This is a genomic window from Paramagnetospirillum marisnigri, assembly GCF_001650715.1.
Classification (GTDB): Bacteria; Pseudomonadota; Alphaproteobacteria; order Rhodospirillales; family Magnetospirillaceae; genus Phaeospirillum; species Phaeospirillum marisnigri.
In genome coordinates this window covers 1-13,987 of record NZ_LWQT01000020.1, presented here as the reverse complement: position 1 = coordinate 13,987, position 13,987 = coordinate 1, and the positions used below count along the sequence as shown (strand labels likewise).

The following is a 13,987-nucleotide window of genomic DNA, read 5'->3' as shown; positions in this document are numbered from 1 at the left end:
TCGCCCTTTCTCATTGGCAGAAGATCAAGCCTCCCAGCAGGAGGTCAGCCTGGGGTGTCCGGTAGACCGACCAGGCCGCCGCCAGGGCCGTGAGGCAAAGCAGCAGGCCGACCGCCCTCATGCCCGAGCCGGAGTCGGTTGGGGCACCGCCTCTTCACGAATAGGCAGGTTCAGCAGGGCGGCCAGCAGGCTTAGGCCGATGGCGACGATCCAAGCCCCGTCGTAACTGCCTAGCCGGTCGTACAGCACGCCCCCCAGCCAACCACCGAGGAAAGCACCCAGCTGGTGGGAGAGGAACACCACGCCGCCCAGCATGGACATGTTGCGCACCCCGAACTGGGCCGCCACGGTGCCATTGGTCAACGGCACGGTGGACAGCCAGACCAGTCCCATGGCGGCGCCGAAGGCATAGGCGCCCATCTCGCCCAGTGGCAGGAAGGCGAAGGGGGCGATTACCAGGGCGCGGGCGAGATAGAGCCAGGAGAGCAGCATGGGCTTGCGCCACTTCGTCCCCCACAGGCCAGCGAAATAGGTACCGGGGATGTTCAAGAGGCCGATCAGTGCCAGCACTGTCGAGCCGATTCCAGCCGTCATCCCCTTGTCGGACAGGAAGGCCGGCACATGGGTCGCGATGAATACCACCTGGAAACCGCAGACGAAGAAACCCAGCGCCAGCAACTGGAAGCCCCGGTGGCCCAGCGCCAGCCGGATAGCCTGGCCGGCACTCATCTCCGTGGCCTGGAGCGGGGGCCGGTTGCGCTCGAACAGCGGCACCGCCAGTGGCGCCATCAGCAGGACGAGCAGCGCCATAACCATCAGGGTGCCCGACCAGCCCAGCACCCCGATGCCGGTCAGCGCGCCGGGCAACATGACGAACTGCCCGAAAGCGGCGCCGCCCATGGCGATGCCCAGCGCCAGGCTGCGCCGTTCAGGGGCGGTGGCCCGGGTTACCGCCCCCAGCACCAGGGGATAGGTCGTCCCGGCCAAGCCGAGGCCGACCAGCACCCCGGCTCCCAGAATGAAGGCGGATTCCCCCTGGGGTAGGGCCATGACGACCAGCCCGACCACATAAAGGGCGGTGCCGACGATGATCATGCGTCCCGCCCCCAGGCGGTCGGCCAACAGGCCGGCGAAGGGCTGGGCCAGACCCCAGATCAGGTTCTGCAACGCGATGGCGAAGCCGAACACCTCGCGCCCCCAACCGCCTTCCGTGGAAATGGGCTGGAGGAACAGGCCGAAGGAATGACGGACACCGAGCGAGATGGCCAGGATGGCCGAGGCGCAGACGAGGATGGCAAGCGGGCTGTGCCCGGTGGCGGAGCGGGGCATGGTCTTCTCCGGTCTGGCGGTGGGGCGATGGGGAGGCATGGGGACACGCAAGGGATCGAGGCTCATGACGCCTCCCCGTCCCGGAGCGTGCAGGGAATGGCATCACCGGCAAAATCCAGGCGGCACTGACTGGCCAGCCGTTCCCGCAAGGCGCTGCGCCCCCGGTGCAGCAGGACGCGGGCGTTACCCTCGGAGATATCCAGGGCGGCGGCGATCTCGGCATGGCTGGCCTCGGCCATGTGGTGGAGGATCAGCACATCGCGCAGCCGTTCGGGCAGGGCCATGACGAGGGCGGTGATGCAGGCCCCCATCTCGCCCGTCAGCAGCGCCATCTCGGCGTTTTGCTCTCCGGTCGGCAGGGTGGAGAGCATCGCTTCGTCCAACTCGATTTCGGCCCGGCTGGCCGGGCGGCGGTAATGGTCCCGCAGCACGTTGAGCGCGATGGCCGACAGCCAAGTCATGGGCCGCGATCGCCTGGCGAAGGATGCCGGCGACGCCAGGGCGCGCACCAGCGTGTCCTGGACGATATCCTCGGCAAGGTCGGCATTACCGGTCAACCTCAGGACGAAGCGCCTGAGGTCGCCCCGGTACGCGGGAAGATCAATATCCGTCACGGGCGGCCCTCCTGTTCTTGAAGCGGGCGCGATGGCCCTCCCTCGATTGGACGGGCGTCAAAGCCGAAACGTTACGGCTTGCGGGCCTCAATGGTGGCCGAGCAGACGTAATCCTCGATCCCTGTGCCGGGCGCCCAGGTGGCGATCAGTTCGCGGCTTTCCGGCTTGGGATCGATGCGGATGTCGGCGAAGCCCGCCTGCGCCAGCCAGGCCGACAACTCGGCCACCGTCGCGGCACCGGCGGCGCAGCCAGTCAGCAATTCCTTGAGGCCAGCCAGGTGGGGCGGCAAGGGCCTCAGCATCACCACGTCGGAGACGGCGATCCGGCCACCGGGCTTCAGCACGCGGAAGGCTTCGGCCAAGACCTGGGCCTTGGCGGGCGACAGGTTGATGACGCAGTTGGAGATCACCACGTCGGCGGCATTGTCGGCGACCGGCAGATTCTCGATCTCGCCCAGGCGGAACTCCACGTTGCCCAATTCCAGCTTGGCGGCGTTGGCGCGGGCCTTGGCCAGCATCTCGTGGGTCATGTCGACGCCGATCACCCGGCCGCTGCCGCCCACCCGGCGGGCGGCCAGGAAGGCATCGAAGCCGGCGCCGCTGCCCAGATCCACCACCACCTCGCCCGGGCGCATGGCGGCGAGGGCCAGGGGATTGCCGCACCCCAGGCCGAGATTGGCGCCGTCTCCGGCCTCGGCCAGATCGTTCTCGCCATAGCCCATGCGCTTGGCCTGGGTATCGACGTCGGGTGCCGGACCGCAGCACGAGGAGGTCGTGGCGGCGGGGGCGCAGCACGACGACGATGCGCCGACGGCGATGGCGCCATAGCGAATGCGGACCAAGTCGCGGATTTGGTCGGGGGTCATGGCCGGGCCTCCTTACGAGCAGCAGGGATCGCGCGAGCAGCAATTCTCGGTGAGGTAGCCGAGCACCGCCCGCATGCGTCCGTATTCGGCGGAATAGATCAGGGATCGCCCATCGCGCCGCACCACCACCAATCCGGCGTTTTTCAGGTGCGAGAGATGGAACGACAGGGTGTTGGGGGTGATGGCCAATTCCTCGGCGATCTGTCCGGCCGGTAAGCCCGCAGACCCGGCGGTCACCAGCAGGCGAAACACCCGCAGACGGGAGTCTTGGGCCAGGGCGGAGAGGGCGGCGATGATGTCTTTCTCTTCCATATTTCGAGAATAATAGAATTATACGGACAGAGTCAAGGCCGGAGCAATTCGCTTGATGGGGCGGCGTCATGGGGTTTAGGGCAACAATGCATCAAATTGCCTGTGCCGCCCCAACAGCCGCTTTCGAGCGCTGCGCTCACCTCGTTGCATGACCATCATGGGCACGAAGGGGCCGACGCTTGGGAGACGGCTACATATCCTGCTTGCAGCTTATGCGTCGAGGCCATCGCCAATTTGCAGGATATGGGGCAACGGATTTGCAGAATATCCGTCACCATCGCCATTATTTTCAGTGGGTTGGGGGAAGCGTCGTTGCGCTTTATGGGTCACCCGACAGTGGAGTTGGCTTTTCGCCCCAGAATGACCGAATTGGGCCGGATGCAGAAGGGCGGCTATTGGAAGCCGCACGGGTAAAGCGGCCGATACCGCCGAACGGTGATCCGGCTGCTTATGACCCAACTCGGTCACTCGATGTGTGGGGGGGCTGACGCCATTTCCACCCAGGGCGTCATCGGGATAGATTCGATCCACGGAGATATTCGAAGAGTTCAAGCAACTGGCCAACCCCGAGAGGAACCGCGAGAAGGGCAGCGGCCTCGCCATCGTCAGTCGGACGGCAGACTTGCTGGGCTTGGAGGTTCGGGTGTCGTCCCCGACCGGGGCGGGGGGCATCTTTTGCAATCGAGCTGCCATTGGGTGGTGCGGCCTGCATCAAGCCGGCGTCGCTATCGGTTCGCGATGGCCTTGACCGAAAGTTGCGTGTCGCCTTGGTGAAAGACGACGCAACCCTTCGCCAGACCACCGCCTTCGTGCTGGAAGAGATCGGCCATCAAGTGGTGGCCGCCCCCTCTGCCCAGGTCATCCTCACCGGTGAAACTGGAAACGCTGACTGCCTGCATTCGCAAACGACCACGGCGGCGTCGGGATAGCCGTCATGGGGCGAAGGCATCGACACCATGGATGAGCTCGACTCTTACCGCCATGGCGGTATCCTGATGCGGATCTGCACCATAGGGCGGGGAGACAGGCCGCACCATGAGTACGACACGGACGGAACGCGACTCCTTTGGCGCCATCGAGGTTCCCGCCGACCGGCTGTGGGGCGCCCAGACGCAGCGCTCGCTCGAGCATTTCGCCATTTCCAACGAGCGCATGCCCGAAGACCTCATCGTGGTCCTTGCCAGGGTGAAATTCGCCTGCGCCGGGGTCAACCGCAACCTCGGCCTGCTGTCCGAGGACAAGGCGACGGCCATCATCGCGGCGGCCGACGAGGCACGGACCGCCTCGTTCATCCCAACGATGACGTCAATCTTGGCCAGTCGTCCAACGATGTCTTTCCAACCGCCATGCATCTCGCCGCCGCGCTGGGCATGGTCCGCCGAGTCCTGCCGGCGCTGGCCCGGCTGCGCGAGACCCTAGCGGCGAAATCAGCCGCCTTCGCCGCCATCATCAAGATCGGCCGCCCCCATTTGCAGGACGCCACGCCGCTGGCGGTCGCCCTGACCAAGATCGCCAACGACATCCGCTGGTTGGCCTCGGGGCCGCGTTCCGGGCTGGGGGAAATCTCCATCCCCGAGAACGAGCCCGGCAGCTCGATCATGCCGGGCAAGGTCAACCCCACCCAGTGCGAGGCGCTGACCATGCTCTGCTGTCAGGTCATGGCCAACGACGTCGCCATCACCATGGCCGCCGCCGCCGGCAATTTCGAACTGAACGTCTATAAGCCTCTGATCGCCCACAACCTGCTGCAGAGCCTGCGCTTGCTGGCCGACGGCATGACCAGCTTCGAGACTCATTGCGCAAGCGGCATCGAGCCCAACCGCGAACGTATCGCCCAATTGCTGGAGCGCTCGCTGATGCAGGTGACGGCACTGGCGCCCCATATCGGTTACGACCGCGCCGCCGAGATCGCCAAGCGGGCGCATCACGACGGCAGCACCCTGCGTCAGGCGGCGCTGGCGCTGGGCTATGTGGGTGCCGACGACTTCGACCGTTGGGTCAAGCCGGAGGATCTGACCCAAAGCCGGTGACGCTATTCCGCAGCGGGTCGCCTTCGGAAGGAGCGGCATTTACCCCTGGCGGTGAGGTCGTTCGGAGCGCAGGCCGGCGATCGCTTGGCAAACGGCACGCAGATCAGGGCCGCGACGGTCAGGATGCTGATCATGGCCCAGGCTTCGTTGATGGCCTGGGTCAGGGCGGCCTTTTCAATGAGCGGCCGCATGATGGCCTCGGTGGTGGCATCGACCGATCCATTCCACTTGGCGGCAAAGATATTGAGCGGCAGGCCGACAAATCGGGCCGTCTCCATATCCCCGGCCTTCAGCCGATCGACGATCTCGGTGCCATGCAAGGCCGACCGGCTGTAGATCACGGTATCGATCAGCGCCAAGCCGATGGCGCCACCGAGATTGCGCATCAGGTTGAACAGGCCGCTGGCATCGGGCACCCGGCTCTTGTCCTGATTGCCGAGGGCGAGGCGGGTCGGCGGCAGCAGGCAGAACATGATGGCGAGGCCGCGAATCACCTGCGGCCAGAACATCCCGTCATAATCGGTTCGTGGCGTCTGGAAGGCGCTGAGCCCAAGGCCGATGGCAAACAGCGCGAAGCCGATCGCCGTCAGTAAACGGGCATCGACGCGGTGCTCGACTCCCACGGCGACGGGAGCGATCAGCAATTGCGACAAGCCGGTCACCAGCATGATCGTCCCGATCTCCAGTGCATCCAGCCCCCTGACGAAGGCCAGGAAAACCGGCATGAGGTAGACGGAGCCGAACAGCCCGATCCCCAGCACGAAGCTCAGAATACAGCCGATGGCGAAACTGCGGTCGGAGAAGCTGCTGATATCGACCAGGGCATGCCGGACCAGAAGGGTCCGCCGGATGAAGCCCACGGCGCTGGCCAAGCTGAGAACCAGCAGCCCCAGGACCAGACCGGCGGTCCACCCCCGCTGTGGCGCTTCCTTGAGGGCAAGCTCCAGCGTGACCAGGGTCAGCGCCATCAGCCCCAGCGACTGGATGTCCAGGGTTCGGGCCTCGCTCAGGCGCATGGGCGTCCGGGGCAGCAACAGCGTCGCCAGAATGGCCGAGGCGATGCCGGGACCCACATTGATCAGGAACAGCCAATGCCAGGAATAGGTTTCGGTGATCCAGCCGCCCACCACGGGGCCGACGGTGGGGGCCAGAACGGCCAGGACTCCAGCCATCATGGTGGCGATCCCTTGGCGGGCCAAGGGGAACAGCAGGAATACCGCCGAGAACACCGCCGGTATGAGGGGGCCGCCGGAGAAGCCCTGCACGATCCGCCAGGCAATCAGGGCGCCGAAGCTGCCGCTGGCGGCGCAGCCCACCGATGCCAGGGTGAAAATGGCGATGGCCGATACGAACAGACGGCGCATGCCCAGCAACCGGGTGAGGAAGCCGGTGAGGGGAATGGCGATCACCTCGGCGATGAGATAGGCGGCCTGCACCCAGCTCATCTGGTCCGGCGCGATGGTCAGAGCGCCCTGGATGGTCGGCAGCGAGGTCGCCACCACCTGGACGTCGAGAATGGCCATGAACATGCCGACGCACATGGTCGCGAAGCCGATCCAGGTTCCCCAGACATTGGCGGTGGCGCCGTCAGGGCATGGCGACATGACGCAGCCCACCCAGCGCCGCGTTTTCCGACCGGATGCGGATGGCGAGAATGGCGGCATTGGCGGCCGAGAATGCCAAGGCGTACCAGGTCAGGCCCAGGCAGAGCGGCAGGACGGCGATCTCGCCGATGACGATGAAATAGTTGGGGTGGCTCAGATAGCGATAGGGACCGGCGGTCACCAGCGGCGCGCCGGGAAGAATGATGATGCGCGTGGTCCAGCGCCGCCCCAGCGACATCAGGACCCAGACCCTCAGCCCTTGCAGCACCAGGAAGACCAGCAGCCAGGCGAGGTTGAGCGGACTGGACCAGCCGAGCAGCCACAGGCCGCCGAGCCAGAGGGCATGCAGGGCGACGATGATCCGATAATGCTCGGGCGCGACCTCGAAGGCTCCCTTGGCCAGCAATGCGCGGGTATTGCGGTGGGCCAGCCACAATTCCGCCAACCGCTCGAGGGTGACGAGGGTCAGCAGGATGACCGCCGGAGTCATGCCGCCCTCTTCAGGGAGGCGCAGGTGGTGGTGAAGCCCGGTCCCATGGCGGTCACCAATGTCCGCGACGGCAACCCGGCCTCGATGACCCGTTCCAGCACGAACAAGGCGGTGGGCGCCGACATGTTGCCGTATTCGGCCAGAATCTCGCGTTCATGGTTCAGCGCCCCTTGGCCGAGGGAGAACGCCCGTTCCAGGGCGTTGACCACCTTGGTCCCGCCGGGATGGAAGGTGAAGCGGTCGATGTCGTCCAGCCCCAGTCCGGCCCGTTCCAGAATGCCAACGATGGCCGGGTTCATGTTGGCCTCGGCGAAGGGCGGAATGTCGCGGTCAAAAATCACGCCGAAGCCCTGGGGATCGATGGACCAGCCCATGATGTCGAGCGTGTCGGGCCAGATATACTGGCCGCTCATCTCGACCGTGGCAAGGCCGCCCTCACCGGCCCGCAGGACACAGGCCGCCGCGCCGTCGCCGAACAGGGCGGTGGCGACGATATTGGCCTTGGTCAGCTCGTCGAGCCGGAACGCCAGGGTGCAGAGCTCGATGGCGACCATCAGCACTACGCTGCCGGGGCGGGACTGGGCCAGACGCGACGCGATGGACAAGCCGCTGACGCCCCCGGCGCAGCCGAGGCCGAAAACCGGAACCCGTTCGATATCGGCGCGGAACCCCATCCGTCCGGCGACGCGCGCTTCCAGGCTGGGGGTGGCGATGCCGGTGGATGAGACGGTCACCACCGTGTCGACCTCGGCGGCGGTCAATCCGGCGCGGTCCAACGCCTTGGTCGCCGCGTCCATGAACAGCTGAACGCCGCCATCCAGATAGGCCTTGCTGCGTTCGGGCCAGCCCAGTGGCTCGAAATACCATTCCAGCGGTCGCACCCCGTAGCGTCGGAGAATGCCCGAGCTCAGGAACACCGCCGACAGGCGCGCGAAATCGTCGAAGCGATCGGCGAAGCCACGATGCGCAGCGGCGGCGACATCGCGCTGCTCAAAGCAGAACGGGGGAACGGCGGTGGCGATGGAAACCAGTTGGACGGATGGGAGCATGGGTTCTCTCCGACAGAAATCTCCCCGACGCGAGGTCCGCGTCAGGCAAGGGTTCGGACGTACTTTTCTCGGTCCCACTGGCGGATTTTGGCGGCGGCGATGAAGGCGCCCAAGGCCCCCACATCCACGATTCCCCCGTCGACCCCGACATTTGCCGCGTTCAGGAGAGTCCGACCGCCGCCGCCGGCGGCCATGGCCTTGAGATGAGCGAAGGCATCGCGGACGAAATCAATGGCGGCGACGTCTGCCGACAGCGCCTTGGCGCCGTCTTCGGAAAGAATGATGGCGACGGCGTCGAACAGCACCGATGGGGTGCCTGCGAGCTGTCCATCGGCCTTGCGCATGGAGCCATCATCCAGCCTGGCGCCTCCCAGCTTGGGAGCGACGATCTTGACCGTTGCCCCGGCATCGGTGGCCGCCTTCTTGATGGCCTTGATGGCATCGCGGTCCGAACCGTCGGCGATCAGGATGCCGATGGAGCGGCCGTCAAGCGTATCCTTCATCTTGCCGATGATCTGGAGCGCGGGCGAAGGCGCCATGTCCTGCACCGGAGCGGCGACCGCCGGAGCCTCCGGCATCTGCTCGAGACCAAGGCCGTCGGCGACCCGGCGGGCGAGATCCTCGTCGATGCGCCGCAGATGTCCGACCATGGCTTCCCGTATATGAGGATGCTCGACCTTGGAAAGTTCGAACACCAGGGCCGAGGCCATGTGCGCCTGTTCGTGGAGGGTCTGGCTGAGATAGAACTGCCGCGCCTGAGAGTAGTGATCGGCGAAGCTGTCGGCCCGGATGCGGCCCTTCTGGCCGATTTCGATGATGTTGCTCCGATGAAGATCGTCGGCGGGCGTTTCCCTTGGCGAGTCCTTGGATAGGGAATTGGGCTCATAGGCCACGCGGCCCTGCGGCTGGCTCATCTGCATGTGGCCGTCGCGCTGATGGTTGGCGAACGGACATTGCGGAGCGTTGACGGGTATCTGGTGGAAATTGGCCGAGCCCAGCCGCGAGAGCTGGGTGTCGAGGTACGAGAACAGGCGGCCTTGCAGCAGAGGATCATTGGAGAAGTCGATGCCCGGCACCACATTGGCGGGGCAATAGGCGACCTGTTCGGTCTCGGCGAAGAAATTGCCGGGCCAGCGGTCAAGGACCATGCGGCCGATCACCTGCAAGGGCACCAGCTCCTCGGGGATCAGCTTGGTCGCATCCAGATGGTCGAACGGGAAGGTGTTGGCCTGTTCCTGGGTGAACAACTGGACCGCGAGATCCCACGCGGGAAACTGCCCGACCGCGATAGCCTCGAACATATCGCGGCGGTGAAAATCCTGATCCGCGCCCGCGATCTTGACGGCCTCGTCCCAAAGGGTGGACTGCAAGCCAAGATGGGGGCGCCAGTGGAATTTGACGAAGGTGGATTCGCCCGCGGCGTTGATCAGGCGGAAGCTGTGCACGCCAAAACCCTCGATCATCCGCAGCGACCGGGGCAGCGTGCGGTCCGACATGATCCACATCACCATGTGCATGGATTCCGGGGTCAGCGAAATGAAGTCCCAGAAGGTGTCATGGGCCGTCGCCGATTGTGGAAAGCCGCGATCGGGCTCCATCTTCACGGCGTGGATGAGATCGGGGAACTTGATGGCATCTTGGATGAAGAAGACCGGGACATTGTTGCCGACAAGATCCCAATTACCTTCCTTGGTATAGAACTTGACGGCGAATCCACGAACATCGCGCGGCGTATCGACCGACCCGGCGCCACCGGCAACGGTGGAGATGCGCGTGAACACCGGCGTTGTCTCGCCGATCTCGGTCAGGATGCGGGCGGTGGTGTATTTCTCGAGCGACGAGGTCAGCTCGAAATGCCCGTGCGCGCCGGTTCCCCGGGCATGGACGATGCGTTCGGGAATGCGCTCGTGATCGAAATGAGTGATTTTCTCCCGAAGGATGAAATCCTCAAGCAGGGTCGGGCCACGGATATTGGCCTTCAGCGAATTCTGATTGTCGGTAACAGCGATGCCCTGATTGGTGGTGAGGGCGGGGTGCTTTCCCCCCGCGCTCTGGTGCAGTTCTCCGCCAGAAGCCTGCGTCGAGTGCTTATCGGTCTTTGACTTATCTTTTTTCATTTTTATCTCACTCTTCGGGCAGCGGCTTGACGTCCACCGATTACTGAAAAAGAAAATAGATGAGGATCAGGACTGGGATGGGAACGCCAACCAGCCAGAGAAGGGCGTATTTCATTTCGTACTCCGCTGTTCAGTCTGCGTGCCATGGAGCAGAGGAACCGCCGCCTGCGGCGACAGCACGCGGAAGGTGAAGCTTTCCTCGAAATAAAGTCGGACTCGCTTGGCGTCGTGATCGAGATAGCCGATGGAAATATCCCGTCCGACCACAAGCTCGAAGTCGCCGCCACGCAAGGAGATGACCACCGCGCCGTCAAGGCCGGGAGCCCAGACGATGGGACCCTCGACGATGCGGCCGATGTGTTCCAGGATCGGGTAACCGGCCTTGGTGGTCTCGATCAGGTCGGTGTAGCAGCGCTCGCCGAGCGCCACCGCGTAGGGCCCGCCGATCCCGGCCAGGCGAAGTCGGGTGACAGCGCGGGTGATGATGGCGGGATAGGCTTCACAGTCATCGCCAAGCGACAGGGTTTCACCGGGATCGATTTCGCAAATGCCGCGAATATGAGCCTCGGAGTATCCGTGGAAGACGGCGACGTCTTCGGCGATGGCGATCTTGCGGGCCGCCTCGATGAGGGAGTCCAGGTTCGGGGCCTTGGCGCCGCGATCGATTGCTGCGATCTCGGTACGGGCCATCTCGAATGGAACCCTGATTTCGACCAGGGGCTGGCTTTGCCGGAGATGGGCCTCGACCGTCCCGTTCGGCGCTCCGGAGATGGTCGCCATCCTGCCGGTGCCGATAGCCGAGGTCGCCAGACCGAGCGGACCGATAAAGTCGACGACCCGGCGGGCGCCGAGCATTTCCATGAGCGTCCGTTTCGCTTCTTTCTCGATTTCATGCCATGCGGCCGTGGTGACGGGCGCAAGTTCCCTGAACAGAGTGTTCATGATGCGTCGCCGCGCAGGCTGCCAATGGCAAGGGAACCGTCGGCGACGGGGTCTGACTTGGCGGATCCGGGGGCGTGGATCGGGCCGTCCTTGAACAGATAGGTCTTCAGATGGTTGCTCAGGGCTCCATCATGACGCCGCAGCCATTCCAACAGCATGGCTGCGTGCTCCTTCTCTTCGTCGCGGTTGTAGGTCAGGATCGCCTGAAGTTCCGGATCTTCCGTCGCCAGGGCGCGCTGGTCATACCAGTCGGCCGCCTCCAGCTCCTCCATGATGGAGACGGTCGCCCGGTGCCGATCGATGGCGCCAGGTCCCAGCAATGCCGGGTCTTCATGCAATGTCGCGCTTGATGCCGCCATGTCGCACCCTCCGTCCGTCCGAACTCGTGCCCGAGGAGGCTTCTCCCGCCGGGGCCGCCCAGGAACCGTAGCGGGTGGGACACTCGGCAGGCAGGATCGGAAAGTCCCCGTATCGGTGGAATGCGAAAGGTGAGCCGGGACGGCGGCATGAGCAGCTGCCGCAGCGGCTGAGTAGATTCCGCCTCTCCATCGCCAAGGATGGCGAGAGTAGATTTACCTTCTTACGATTAATCTAGGAGAAGAAGTTATGGCCGCAGCCACGATCGAGCACGCGACGACAGCAGTCAAAAGCAACATCGAGAAAATATCCGGCGATGCCAAGGACAATGCTAAGGCGGCGTCCAAGAGTGGAACCATCGCCTTGGACGGCTTCCAGGACCTCGCCAAGGCTTATCAGGAGCTGACCGCCCGGAACATCGAGAAGTTGGGTGACGCCTTCAAGGAACTCTCCACCGTCAAGACTCCGGTGGAGTTCTTCGAAGTGCAGCAGAGGTTGATCAAGGAGAGCTTCGACGCCGCAGTGTCCGACAGCCGCGCCATCGCTGAACTCACGACTTCCGCTTTTTCCGCCGCCGCGGAGCCGTTGCAGAAGCGATTCTCGGCGCTTTAGCCTCCGGCCCTCTCCCGGGCGTGCGGCATCCCAGGATGTCGCACGCCCGGGAGAGTGGCTTACGGATGGTTGACGCCATGGGCTGCTGCGGGGACGCCATCCGGGCTGTGCTCGAGCGAAATCCGGACGATTTGCCGCGCGATATCCTCGGGCGAGAGGACAAAGTCGATACATCCGCTTGCCATGGCGCTGTTCGGCATATCCGGCTGCTCGGCCGTCTCGGGCTTCTGCGCGATGGTAATGCCCCCCGCATCCTTGATATCGCATAGCGCTTCCGCCCCGTCGCCATCATAGCCTGAGACGATGACGGCGATCAGTTTGCCGCCCCAGTGCTCGGTCATGGAGCGCAGGAAGACCGTGATGACGTTGGGCCACCCCCTGGGCTTTGATATGGGCTCCAGCCGGAATTCTCCGTCAAGAACGTGCAAGTCATGCTGCGCCGGGATGATGAACACCCGGTTGGGCCGCAGGATCAATCCCTCTGTGATCAACTCGACCGGCATCTTGGTGTGCCAGGGCAGAATTTCGTGGAGTTGGGTGGCGACGACTCTCAGGTGATTGACGATGACGATCGCCGCCCCCATGTCGTCCGGCAGATTGTGGAGCAGGCGCGTATAGGCGTCGAGCCCTCCGGCCGAACCGCCCACGCAAACAACGGGAAAGTCTTTTTGGGACACGGTCATGACTTTCTGCGATGGCCGTCACGCCACGCTGATGTCTTTGTCGTCGCCGACGGAAGACCGGATAATACTCCGTGCGATCTGCGTTTCGTCTACCGTCCTGGTCTCGACCATCAGCACGACCTGGCCGCTCGAGATGGCGTCGCTGACCAGATCGGCGAACCGCCCGTCCTTGTGCTCGCTCGCGTCCGAGGACGCGCCTGTCGAGGCGCCGACCAAGCCGCCGAGACTGGCTCCCCAACCCAACAGGACCAGGGGAGCAATCAGCGGACTGGCGACGAACAGGCTCACATTCGCTACCACCAAGGCCACTTCGGCGAGGGCGCCGATGCCGGTACCGACGGCGGCTCCGATCGCGCCGTCCACCAGGACGTCCTTCAGTGCCTCATTGTTGGCCGCCAGCGGCGTGGGAGCGGGTGGAGCCTTGGCGGCGTCGAAAATCTGAATCCGTTCGGGCGCTAATCCCAGTTCGAGGAGCCTGGAGGACGCGCCTTCCGCATCTTCGCGGCGCGCGAAAAAGCCCGAGACGTGATGGCGATAGGCATCCATGTTTCTTCTCCGTGCCCGGCGCCAGACAGGGCGGCTGGAGCGCAGGCCGATGGCGAGGCAATACCCCGTGCCAAACCCTAGTCACCGAAACTCGGAGGACAGGAGTCTCGGAATCTACCAACGGCGATCATCGAAAGGCCAAGCCTGCGGCGTGCATCGTCAGCCGAATGAGTCCGGCCACCAATCCCAAGGCGATCCGCCGCGATGCCCTGCGCATGATCGGGCGGGGCAAGCCCAGCAAGGCCCGCCGCCGCTGATCCCCTGGGATGCCCCACCGTTGCCCTGTCAGGGGTGTGCCTTTCGTCCCTGGCACGGTCCCCGCTGGCGAAAGCTGGGGGGGTGATGTGCCCCCGGAGTTTGGATCGTCCTTGGATAGCCAACTTGGCGGCAGACCTGCTCTAGCGTCTGGACCACATTCTCGGCCCGGTAGCTGAAA

The 13,987-nt window shown here is 64.5% G+C and carries 16 protein-coding genes and 1 pseudogene; 5 read left to right on the top strand and 12 right to left on the bottom strand.

Going from position 1 to position 13,987, the window contains the following annotated elements; all coding sequences use genetic code 11:
• Positions 1-117: 117 nt before the first annotated feature.
• The 4 genes from A6A04_RS00835 to A6A04_RS00820 all read right to left on the bottom strand — a co-directional run bounded on the left by A6A04_RS00835 (position 118) and on the right by A6A04_RS00820 (position 3,121).
• On the bottom strand, positions 118-1,395 hold the full coding sequence (locus A6A04_RS00835) for an MFS transporter (protein ID WP_156612407.1): 1,278 nt from the start codon (positions 1,393-1,395) through the stop codon (positions 118-120).
• Positions 1,392-1,943 (bottom strand): RNA polymerase sigma factor, encoded by a 552-nt coding sequence (locus A6A04_RS00830; RefSeq protein WP_068489357.1) that lies wholly within the window; start codon positions 1,941-1,943, stop codon positions 1,392-1,394. Before A6A04_RS00830 ends, A6A04_RS00835 begins: the two co-directional genes overlap by 4 nt.
• 71 nt (positions 1,944-2,014) lie before the next feature.
• Complete coding sequence (locus A6A04_RS00825; protein ID WP_068489356.1) at positions 2,015-2,809, bottom strand: arsenite methyltransferase; 795 nt, start codon at positions 2,807-2,809, stop codon at positions 2,015-2,017.
• 12 nt (positions 2,810-2,821) lie between these two features.
• Positions 2,822-3,121: an ArsR/SmtB family transcription factor gene (locus A6A04_RS00820; RefSeq protein WP_068489355.1), complete on the bottom strand. Its 300-nt coding sequence runs from the start codon at positions 3,119-3,121 to the stop codon at positions 2,822-2,824.
• 770 nt (positions 3,122-3,891) lie between these two features.
• Between A6A04_RS00820 and A6A04_RS22080 the strand changes: the two genes are divergently transcribed.
• The 4 genes and pseudogenes from A6A04_RS22080 to A6A04_RS23650 all read left to right on the top strand — a co-directional run bounded on the left by A6A04_RS22080 (position 3,892) and on the right by A6A04_RS23650 (position 5,151).
• Positions 3,892-4,050 (top strand): hypothetical protein, encoded by a 159-nt coding sequence (locus A6A04_RS22080; protein ID WP_156612406.1) that lies wholly within the window; start codon positions 3,892-3,894, stop codon positions 4,048-4,050.
• Between the two features lie 106 nt (positions 4,051-4,156).
• On the top strand, positions 4,157-4,540 hold the full coding sequence (locus A6A04_RS23660) for a lyase family protein (protein ID WP_456095280.1): 384 nt from the start codon (positions 4,157-4,159) through the stop codon (positions 4,538-4,540).
• A pseudogene (locus tag A6A04_RS23655) lies at positions 4,462-4,722 on the top strand (lyase family protein); the annotation flags it as partial. The gene A6A04_RS23660 and the pseudogene A6A04_RS23655, both read left to right, overlap by 79 nt.
• Positions 4,720-5,151: a hypothetical protein gene (locus A6A04_RS23650; protein WP_456095282.1), complete on the top strand. Its 432-nt coding sequence runs from the start codon at positions 4,720-4,722 to the stop codon at positions 5,149-5,151. The pseudogene A6A04_RS23655 and the gene A6A04_RS23650, both read left to right, overlap by 3 nt.
• Positions 5,152-5,153: 2 nt before the next feature.
• Here A6A04_RS23650 and A6A04_RS00810 read toward each other — a convergent pair whose 3' ends face one another.
• The 6 genes from A6A04_RS00810 to A6A04_RS00785 all read right to left on the bottom strand — a co-directional run bounded on the left by A6A04_RS00810 (position 5,154) and on the right by A6A04_RS00785 (position 11,712).
• Entirely contained in the window at positions 5,154-6,755 is a 1,602-nt protein-coding gene (locus A6A04_RS00810) for a DHA2 family efflux MFS transporter permease subunit (RefSeq protein ID WP_082914594.1), read from the bottom strand.
• On the bottom strand, positions 6,739-7,245 hold the full coding sequence (locus tag A6A04_RS00805; RefSeq protein ID WP_068489354.1) for an isoprenylcysteine carboxyl methyltransferase family protein: 507 nt from the start codon (positions 7,243-7,245) through the stop codon (positions 6,739-6,741). Before A6A04_RS00805 ends, A6A04_RS00810 begins: the two co-directional genes overlap by 17 nt.
• Positions 7,242-8,294 (bottom strand): type III polyketide synthase, encoded by a 1,053-nt coding sequence (locus A6A04_RS00800; protein ID WP_068489353.1) that lies wholly within the window; start codon positions 8,292-8,294, stop codon positions 7,242-7,244. The genes A6A04_RS00805 and A6A04_RS00800 overlap by 4 nt, the downstream gene beginning before the upstream one ends.
• Before the next feature lie 41 nt (positions 8,295-8,335).
• A complete protein-coding gene (locus tag A6A04_RS00795) occupies positions 8,336-10,411 on the bottom strand; it encodes a catalase (protein ID WP_068489352.1) in 2,076 nt (691 codons plus the stop codon).
• 111 nt (positions 10,412-10,522) lie between these two features.
• On the bottom strand, positions 10,523-11,353 hold the full coding sequence (locus tag A6A04_RS00790; RefSeq protein ID WP_068489351.1) for a family 1 encapsulin nanocompartment shell protein: 831 nt from the start codon (positions 11,351-11,353) through the stop codon (positions 10,523-10,525).
• Positions 11,350-11,712 (bottom strand): ferritin family protein, encoded by a 363-nt coding sequence (locus A6A04_RS00785; protein WP_068489350.1) that lies wholly within the window; start codon positions 11,710-11,712, stop codon positions 11,350-11,352. Before A6A04_RS00785 ends, A6A04_RS00790 begins: the two co-directional genes overlap by 4 nt.
• Positions 11,713-11,959: 247 nt before the next feature.
• Between A6A04_RS00785 and A6A04_RS00780 the strand changes: the two genes are divergently transcribed.
• Positions 11,960-12,322, top strand: coding sequence for a phasin family protein (locus A6A04_RS00780; protein ID WP_082914593.1), 363 nt, complete (start codon positions 11,960-11,962; stop codon positions 12,320-12,322).
• Between the two features lie 59 nt (positions 12,323-12,381).
• Here the strand turns inward: A6A04_RS00780 and A6A04_RS00775 are convergent, their stop codons facing one another.
• Both A6A04_RS00775 and A6A04_RS00770 read right to left on the bottom strand, forming a co-directional pair.
• On the bottom strand, positions 12,382-13,005 hold the full coding sequence (locus A6A04_RS00775) for a chemotaxis protein CheB (protein ID WP_068489349.1): 624 nt from the start codon (positions 13,003-13,005) through the stop codon (positions 12,382-12,384).
• 18 nt (positions 13,006-13,023) lie between these two features.
• Positions 13,024-13,551 (bottom strand): hypothetical protein, encoded by a 528-nt coding sequence (locus A6A04_RS00770; RefSeq protein WP_068489348.1) that lies wholly within the window; start codon positions 13,549-13,551, stop codon positions 13,024-13,026.
• Between the last annotated feature and the right edge of the window lie 436 nt (positions 13,552-13,987).

Coding starts and splice junctions, on each gene's coding strand:
- A6A04_RS00805 (WP_068489354.1), bottom strand. CDS start 7,245: ATGACTCCGGCGGTCATCCTGCTGACCCTCGTCACCCTCGAGCGGTTG.
- A6A04_RS00785 (WP_068489350.1), bottom strand. CDS start 11,712: ATGGCGGCATCAAGCGCGACATTGCATGAAGACCCGGCATTGCTGGGA.
- A6A04_RS00790 (WP_068489351.1), bottom strand. CDS start 11,353: ATGAACACTCTGTTCAGGGAACTTGCGCCCGTCACCACGGCCGCATGG.
- A6A04_RS23660 (WP_456095280.1), top strand. CDS start 4,157: ATGAGTACGACACGGACGGAACGCGACTCCTTTGGCGCCATCGAGGTT.
- A6A04_RS00810 (WP_082914594.1), bottom strand. CDS start 6,755: ATGTCGCCATGCCCTGACGGCGCCACCGCCAATGTCTGGGGAACCTGG.
- A6A04_RS00780 (WP_082914593.1), top strand. CDS start 11,960: ATGGCCGCAGCCACGATCGAGCACGCGACGACAGCAGTCAAAAGCAAC.
- A6A04_RS00820 (WP_068489355.1), bottom strand. CDS start 3,121: ATGGAAGAGAAAGACATCATCGCCGCCCTCTCCGCCCTGGCCCAAGAC.
- A6A04_RS00770 (WP_068489348.1), bottom strand. CDS start 13,551: ATGGATGCCTATCGCCATCACGTCTCGGGCTTTTTCGCGCGCCGCGAA.
- A6A04_RS00775 (WP_068489349.1), bottom strand. CDS start 13,005: ATGACCGTGTCCCAAAAAGACTTTCCCGTTGTTTGCGTGGGCGGTTCG.
- A6A04_RS00825 (WP_068489356.1), bottom strand. CDS start 2,809: ATGACCCCCGACCAAATCCGCGACTTGGTCCGCATTCGCTATGGCGCC.
- A6A04_RS23650 (WP_456095282.1), top strand. CDS start 4,720: ATGCCGGGCAAGGTCAACCCCACCCAGTGCGAGGCGCTGACCATGCTC.
- A6A04_RS00795 (WP_068489352.1), bottom strand. CDS start 10,411: ATGAAAAAAGATAAGTCAAAGACCGATAAGCACTCGACGCAGGCTTCT.
- A6A04_RS00800 (WP_068489353.1), bottom strand. CDS start 8,294: ATGCTCCCATCCGTCCAACTGGTTTCCATCGCCACCGCCGTTCCCCCG.
- A6A04_RS00835 (WP_156612407.1), bottom strand. CDS start 1,395: ATGAGCCTCGATCCCTTGCGTGTCCCCATGCCTCCCCATCGCCCCACC.